The 7239-nt window shown below is 73.1% G+C and carries 6 protein-coding genes; all 6 read right to left on the bottom strand.

Annotated elements, in window-relative coordinates:
- Positions 1 to 117: 117 nt before the first annotated feature.
- Entirely contained in the window at positions 118 to 1554 is a 1437-nt protein-coding gene (locus ACFWR9_RS10720; protein WP_383838726.1) for a zinc ribbon domain-containing protein, read from the bottom strand.
- Positions 1551 to 2060, bottom strand: coding sequence for a phage tail protein (locus tag ACFWR9_RS10715; RefSeq protein WP_383838831.1), 510 nt, complete (start codon positions 2058 to 2060; stop codon positions 1551 to 1553). The genes ACFWR9_RS10720 and ACFWR9_RS10715 overlap by 4 nt, the downstream gene beginning before the upstream one ends.
- A gap of 62 nt (positions 2061 to 2122) precedes the next feature.
- Positions 2123 to 4081, bottom strand: a complete 1959-nt coding sequence (locus ACFWR9_RS10710; RefSeq protein WP_383838723.1) for a putative baseplate assembly protein — start codon at positions 4079 to 4081, stop codon at positions 2123 to 2125.
- Positions 4081 to 4542, bottom strand: coding sequence for a GPW/gp25 family protein (locus ACFWR9_RS10705; RefSeq protein ID WP_383838720.1), 462 nt, complete (start codon positions 4540 to 4542; stop codon positions 4081 to 4083). Before ACFWR9_RS10705 ends, ACFWR9_RS10710 begins: the two co-directional genes overlap by 1 nt.
- 31 nt (positions 4543 to 4573) lie before the next feature.
- The gene (locus ACFWR9_RS10700; protein WP_383838717.1) at positions 4574 to 6517 is read right to left on the bottom strand and encodes a VgrG-related protein; all 1944 of its coding nucleotides are present in this window, start codon (positions 6515 to 6517) and stop codon (positions 4574 to 4576) included.
- The gene (locus tag ACFWR9_RS10695; RefSeq protein ID WP_383838714.1) at positions 6517 to 7239 is read right to left on the bottom strand and encodes a LysM peptidoglycan-binding domain-containing protein; all 723 of its coding nucleotides are present in this window, start codon (positions 7237 to 7239) and stop codon (positions 6517 to 6519) included. The genes ACFWR9_RS10700 and ACFWR9_RS10695 overlap by 1 nt, the downstream gene beginning before the upstream one ends.

The following is a 7239-nucleotide window of genomic DNA, read 5'->3' as shown; positions in this document are numbered from 1 at the left end:
GCGGCCCGGGCTCCCCGCCCCGCCCGCGCCGCCCCCCCCCCCCCCCGGCGCCGCCACCCCGGCCCCCCCCGCCCCCCGGGCCCCCCCCCCCCGCCCTGCTGCGGGTCCTGCTGTGGGTCAGGAGCGGTTGGCGCTGGACCGGCCGAAGAACTCGATCTCCGCGATGGCCACCTGCTTGTCCGCCGATGCCGCGTGGGACGACTCGATGGTGAAGCGGACCTTGGTGACCTCGCCGACGCGGAACGGGCGTCGCTGGCCGCCGGCCCCCTGGTCCAGGGTGAGGCTGCGCGTCTTGGTCGACCCGTCCTTCAGGGTGATCGTCGCCTTCACGCGGTGCGGGAGGGCGCTCTCCTTGTTCTTCTCGGCGCGGGTGGAGACGCCGGGCGTGATGATGACGTCCAGCAGGCGGGTGGGCTCGGTGAAGGTGGCCTCGATCCATTCGCCCTTGCCGGACTGCGAGATGCCGGGACCCCACCAGGTGTTGCTGAGCTGGTCGATGACGAGCTGCGGCTTGTGGCCGGCGTAGGAGTGCGAGGCCGTGATCCGGTCCGGGGAGACCGGGGCGCGCTTGGCGAAGTGGTCGCGGGTGGCCTGGTAGCCGTCGGGGATGTACATGAAGCCGAGGACGGTCAGGGTCACGACCACGACGATGGTGATCCAGGTGCCGATGCGGTCGAAGACCCGGCGCAGGCGCGGCCGGTCGCCGGCCCAGGGGGTCTCGCGGCGGGTGCCACCGAAGAGCCTGCGCCACCAGGGGGCGCGCAGGGTGTTGTGCTCACCGGAGGCGATCAGGGGCATCGCGCAGCGCGCGCAGTAGTGGCGGTCGGGGCGGTTGGGCGTGGAGCACCACGGGCACGGCGGGCCGTTGGCGATGTCCACGTGGCCGGGCGCGCGGACCTGGGGCCGGTCCGCGTCGGGGCGGCCGGGCAGGACCGGGGCGATGCCGGGGGGCGGCGCCGGAGCGGGCGCCTCCGGGTCGGCGACGGGGACGAGGAGGGAGCGGGCGCGGTCGGACATGGTGTCGGTGAGCGCGTTCGGTGCGGGCACCGGTGTCACCGGTGCCACCGGGATGGTGGGGGCGGTCTCGTCCGTGTCGGGGGTGCGGGAGGGCGCCGGGGCGGAGGAGGCGGACGCGGTGGGGGCCGCGGGTGCGGCATCCGCGTCGGCGGTCCTGGCGGCCCCCGCCGCACCGGCTCCTGCCGCACCGGCTCCTGCCGCACCGGCTGCCGCCGCACCGGCCCCCGCCGCACCGACGTCCGTCGTGCCGGGGGCGTGCGCGCTCGCCGAGCGGCGCGGCTGCGGCACGGTCGGGTTGTCCTCCGCCTCGTCGTCCGGCGCGTCGGCGCCGCCCGGGGCGGTCGCCGTGGCCTGGTGGCCGGGTCCGGCGGGGGCGGCGGCCGGTCCGGCGGCGTCCCCGCCGGCGGCCGAGGCGGTCGCGGGCTGCGCGGTGCGGGCGCCGGCCTGGTCCCAGCGGAGTACGGCGCCGCACGCGTCGCAGAAGGACTGGCCCGGTTCCGCGGGCGTCCCGCACTCGGCGCAGTTCTGCGTGGTCATCTCTCCGGGGTCCTTTCGGAGGCGGTCACTTCGACCGTGTAGGGCATGTGGGCGGGACGGGCGGCGGCGACCAGGGCGTCCAGGCGATGGGTGTCGCCGGGTCTGGGTTCGGGCAGCCGGAGGGTGACGTGCAGGTGGGGGCGGGGAGCGCCGGGGAACGGGCCGAGGGGGCGGGCGTTCCAGTCGGCGCCGCCGCTCTCGCTGATGTCCGGCTCCACGCCGAACGCGAGCCGTACGGCCTCGGACAGGCCCTGCCGGGTGCCCCGGACGCGGTGCAGGCGGGCGGCGGCGGCGACGGCCGCGCGCAGCATCGGCTCGGGTTCGGTGCCGTCGGTCTCGGCGCCGACCCAGCTGCCGAGCCACTGCGCGAAGTCGGCCGGGGTGAGGGCGGGGTCGAAGTAGGTGTCCAGGCAGTCCAGGACGTTGAGGATGGGCGCGAGGACGTCGTCGAGCCCGCCGACGAAGCGCAGCGCGAGGTCGTCGTCGGCGAAGACGGCCGGCAGCATCGTGCCGATCGGCAGCGAGGAGCCGAGTCCGTCGACGGAACCCCGGTACGACGCGGCGGCCGTCACGCGCCGTCCCCGATCACGCGGACCCGGTGGTCGAAGGAGAAGACCAGCGCGGGCGGCTGGAGGTCGATGCGGTCGGTGGGGTCGCCGCGCTTGCCGGTGAGCGGGTCGGCGGGGTGCAGGACGACCTCGTCGACGAGTTCGACGCCGGGCACGCGCTGGAGCACGGCGAAGACCTCGCCGGTCTGCACGGGGCGTCCGAAGGGCCAGCCCCGGCCGTCGGCGCCGCCGGTGAGCGGGTCGAGGTGGCGGTAGAGGGCGTCGTGGGCCTGGCGGCGCACCCGGTCGGTGTCGACGCCGCGGAAGGCGTGCACCGTGGCGACGACGGTGACGCCCTGGTAGTAGGGCGGGCCGACGGCGAGGCGGGTGCCGATGAGGCGGCGTTCGTCGAGGTGGCGGGTGATGCGGCCCAGGAGGGCGTCGCCGGGGACGAGTTGCTCGAAGCGGAGCCGTCCGCCCGGGTCGGGCACGGCCTGCGGGACCACGAGGACACGGACCGCGTAGGCGCCGTGGTCGCCCTCCTCGCCCTCCAGGCAGGTGATGCGGGCGGTCTCCGGGGCGGCGCGGCGGGCGAGTTCCTCGTAGTCGCGCAGGGTCACGGCGCGCTCCTGGGCGCGGAGGGTGATCGGCGCCCGGAGCTTCGCCTCCTCGACGGTCTCGCCGTCGACGCCGCCGCGGGCCGCCTCACGGTTGACGACCTCGGAGACGTACGGGATGGAGGTGCGCAGCACCTGTACGGCGCCGCGGGCCACGTTGCCGGCCCTGCCGCCGCCGGTGCGGTAGCGCAGGGCGCGGATGACGGCGCCCTTGGGGGCGACGGTGCCGTACTGGCGCAGGGTGCCGTCGGCCTCGCGCACGGCGGGGCCGAAGGCGATCTCGCCGGTGGCGGCGTCCAGGGTGATGTGGTGGTCGTCGGGGCGGGAGCCCGCGAAGTGCGGGACGACCTGCCAGTCCTGCCAGCCGTCGTCGGCGGCGGTCTGGAGGAGGACGGGCGGGTCGCCGGCGACGACGGGGGAGTGTTCGAGCCGCAGCCGCTGTCCCGGCAGGCCGGTGGACTCGCCGAGCGCCTCGTCGTGCACGGACTCGGCGTGTACGACGCCGGTGGTGCCGCCGATGGTGTACGCCTCGGCGGCGTGGATGGTCGGCGAGGTCGTGTAGAAGGGCTGGCCGGGCAGGGGTTCGGTGACCCGGCAGCGTATCCAGCCCGCCTCGTGGCCGCCGTTGCGGGACAGGACGTGCCCGCCGGGGACGTGGAGCACGATGTCACCGGGGCGGTTGAGACCGCCGGTGCCGTCCCGGTCGATCTCGCAGGGCTGCCAGCCGTCCTCGGTCCAGGCCTCCCAGACCAGGGGTGGCTGCCGGGGGTCGACGCCGACACCGTCGACGCGGCTGTCGAGTTCCAGGGCGAGCGCGCAGTGCGGAACGGCGGAGGTGAGGCCGATGAGCATGCAGTCGCCGGGGCGGGGCGCCTCGGCGAAGCACATCAGGTCCTTGCCCTCGGCGAGGTCCGTGGTCCGGTCGGTGACGGCTTCGCCGCTGTGCTGCACCACCAGGTGGCTCAGGTCGCACGGTACGACGGTCAGGTCCCCCTCGGTGGCGAACACGACCGCCTCGTCCCGCTCGGTGCGCAGGGTGGCGACCTCGGAGCCGACCGGCACGAGGATCGAGTCCTCCTGCGGCGCGGACAGCCAGAAGGTGACCTCCGTGCGGGCGGCGGACGGCGGGAAGAGCGTGATGCCGACCAGGTCGAGGAAGGCGAGGTGGTTCTTCTCCGGCACCCGGTTGAGGCGGTAGACGATCTGGTCGGCCATGTGGGCGACCGTCTCGACGAGGGTGACGCCGGGGTCGGAGACGTTGTGGTCGGTCCACTCCGGGGCGCGCTGCTGGATGTAGCGCTTGGCGTCGTCGACGAACTGCTGGAAGCGGCGGTCGTCGAGGTTGGGGGAGGGCAGGGACATCAGCGATCGCTTTCGGGAGAGCCCGGGAGGCCCGCGGGGCCGGCCGGACCGTCGGGGAGGTCCGGCTCGTCGTGGGAGGGGATGACGTAGAACGGGAAGACCAGGCTGCGCGGGTTGTTGGTGCCACGGATCGAGTAGCGCACGTCGATGTAGAGGACGCTCTGGTCGTCACCGGCGGTGACATCGACGTCGTGGACCTCGATGCGCGGCTCCCAGCGGTCGAGGCTGGTGTACACCTCGTGCTGGATGCGGCCGGCGGTCTGCTCGTTGACCGGGGCGAAGACGAGGTCGTGGATGGCGCAGCCGAACTCGGGGCGCATCGGCCGCTCGCCCGGCGCGGTGGCCAGGACCAGCTGCATGGCCTCCTCGATCTCCCGCTCCCCGCTGACCAGGGCGATGCCGCCGGTGGGCCCGATACGCAGGGGGAACGACCAGCCGGAGCCGACGAACTGTTCGGCCATCAGGGGGCCACCTGCCTTCCGCGGGAACGGTTCATGACGCACCGGGCTTGGGGGGCGAGATGAAATTGAACGACGGGGACAGGACGGAGAAGCTCGCTCCCACGACCCTCGTCGTGGCGGAGTTGAGCTGCAGGCTGGCGCCGCCGGTGATGTTCGTGGCGGCTCCGCTGGACAGGCTCGCCGCCGCGCCCGCCGCCAGGTTCAGGGCGCCTCCCGCGTTCACTCCGATCTGCCCCGGGCTCCGCATGTTGATCACGCTGCCGCCCTGGAGGGTGAGCGGGCCGCCGCTCTTGATGGTCAGGGAGCGCCCGGCGGTGAGTGACAGGTTGAACCCTGCCTCCACCGACACCGAGCGGCTGCCGGTGATGCTGACCGAGCCCTTGCTGTCGACCGTGATCTCCGTCTTGGTGCGGTCCAGGTTGATGGTCAGCCTGTCGTCCCCGCTGGCGATCCGGACGCCCTGTTTGCGCATGCCGGTGCGCTGGCTGAGCAGGTCGACGCGGTTGCCCTTTCGGTCTGACAGGGTGTGCCGGGCGGCCTTCTTCTTCAGACCGTCGTGCAGCGGCACGTCGTTCACCCTGGTCGGCACGTCCCGGCCGTTGTAGAGGCCACCGATCACGAACGGATGGTCCAGCGCTCCCCGGTCGAACGCGACCAGCACCTCGTCGCCGACGTCCATGGGGAAGACGCCGCCGCCGGCCACGCCGCCCAGCTGCACGCTGCGCGCCCAGTCGCTGACGTAGGTGTCGTCCAGCCACGGGAACTGGAGCTTGACCCTGCCCTGCTTGAGGGGGTCCTGTACGTCGGTGACGAGGGCGTTGGCGACGCTGGGCAGCCGGACGGCGCTCGCGGGGTCCGTGGCACCGCCGCCGCCCGAGGCCAGCCCGTACAGGGAACGCCACTGCCGTCCGCTGACCGTGATCCAGGACTGGTAGGGCTCGCTGTCGCCGAAGTGGTGGCGCACCGAGGTGACGGTGTACTTGCCCTCGAAGGGCTTGCCGACGTCGCTGAGCGCCACGGGCACGCCGGGCCGCAGGTCGGGGCTGCCCGTCACCGCGATCTCCAGCTCGGCGAAGGAGGACGTGACGTCGGCGGCGAGGGCCTGTGCCGCGTGCCGGACCTCGTCCTGCCTGTCGTAGGGGTTGGCGGTCTCGACGAGCTTGGCGGCCTTGAACTTGCCGGCCGCCTCGCCCGGCGTGGAACCGATGGTGATGCCCGGGTCGGTCTTGGCGGGCGCGACCTCGCTGATCTTCTTCTTGGTGGTGACGTTCCAGCCCCGCGACTCGACCTTGCCGACCTGGTCGGCGGCGGTGACCGCGGCCCGCAGCCGCTTGATGTCGTGGCGGGCCTGGAGGACGAAGGCGCTCTTGTCACCCTCGGTCCGCGGGGAGGGCGCGCCGGAGGACGGGTGCGCCTTGACGAACCGGAACTTCCCCTTGGCGTCCACGGACATCACCACGTTGTTCTCGTCGGCGAGCCGGGAGAGGAAGTCCCAGTCGGTGACGTTGGACTGGCTGATGAACCCGTAGGCGCCCTTGGTCGGCTGGATCCGGCCGATGGACACGCCGTCCATGGCGGCGAGTTTGCGGGCGATGTCGGAGGCCTTCTGGTTGCGGTACGCGGCCACGCGGCGCTGGCGCATCATGCGGTGCCCGAAGTCGTAGCCACGGATCACGGTGTAGCTGCCCGTGCCGTCGTAGTCGGCCTCCATGGCGGTGACCTCGCCGGTCAGCAGGGGTTTGCCGACGCCCTGACCGTCGGCCACCGGGGTGATGACCACCCTGGTGCCGAACTTCACGCCCAGCTTGCCGAGGACCAGGTGGTCGGGGTCGCGGAAGGTGAGGCGGAAGGCCGCGGGCACGCCGATGCCCTGGTCGACCCAGCCGTCGACGAGCATCAGGGCGATGTCGTCGGGCAGCTTCTTCGCGGTGCCGATCCGCACCTGGACGATGCTGGAGAACGCGGGACGCACCATCAGTGAGCCACCTCCTCGGTGGCGGGCAGCATGAGTTCGGTGCCGGTCGGCAGGCGGGCCGGGTCGTCGATGCCGTTGGCCTCGGCGATCGCGCGCCACGCGTTGGCACTGCCGTACTCGCGCCAGGCCAGCGACTGGAGCGAGTCGCCCGCGACGACCCGGTGCACGCGCTGTGCGGTGAGCGCGCCGGAGGTCGGGTTCTGCCCCTTGGTCGGGCCGGGGATCTCGACCAGCTGCACCTGGCAGGTGGCGCGGATGGGAATGCCGGTGGTGCTGAAGAGGGTGTAGGACGCCTCGATGGAGGCGACGTACGAGGTGAACCGGGCCGTGGAGAACGACCCCCACTCGAAGACCACCCAGGGCGGCGACGGCTGTTTGGCGGCGAGACTCTTGGCGGTCACCTCGCAGCAGCGCAGCAGCGACTCGACCTTCTTCAGCACCGTGTTGCCGTTGGGCTTGGTGGAGGAGTCCAGGAAGATCTCCAGGGTCATCTCCCGCGGCTCGGCACCCATGAACTGCGGCTTCGCGGCTTTCCGCACCGCCGCCGTCGGGGTCGCCTGCCACTGGGTCCGCTGGGTGAGCGACAGCTGGGCCGGGTTGAACTCGAAGCCGAACGTCCGCATCAGCGCACCGGGTGTGGTCTTCGTACCGGTGGGGGGTTCGTGGATGGCGAGGTTGGCGCGTACGAGACTCTTGCCGGCGCCCTTGCGGCCTTTTGCCAT

Source organism: Streptomyces sp. NPDC058534, from assembly GCF_042717365.1.
Taxonomy (GTDB): Bacteria; Actinomycetota; Actinomycetes; order Streptomycetales; family Streptomycetaceae; genus Streptomyces.
This window is presented reverse-complemented; position numbering and strand designations above follow the sequence as displayed.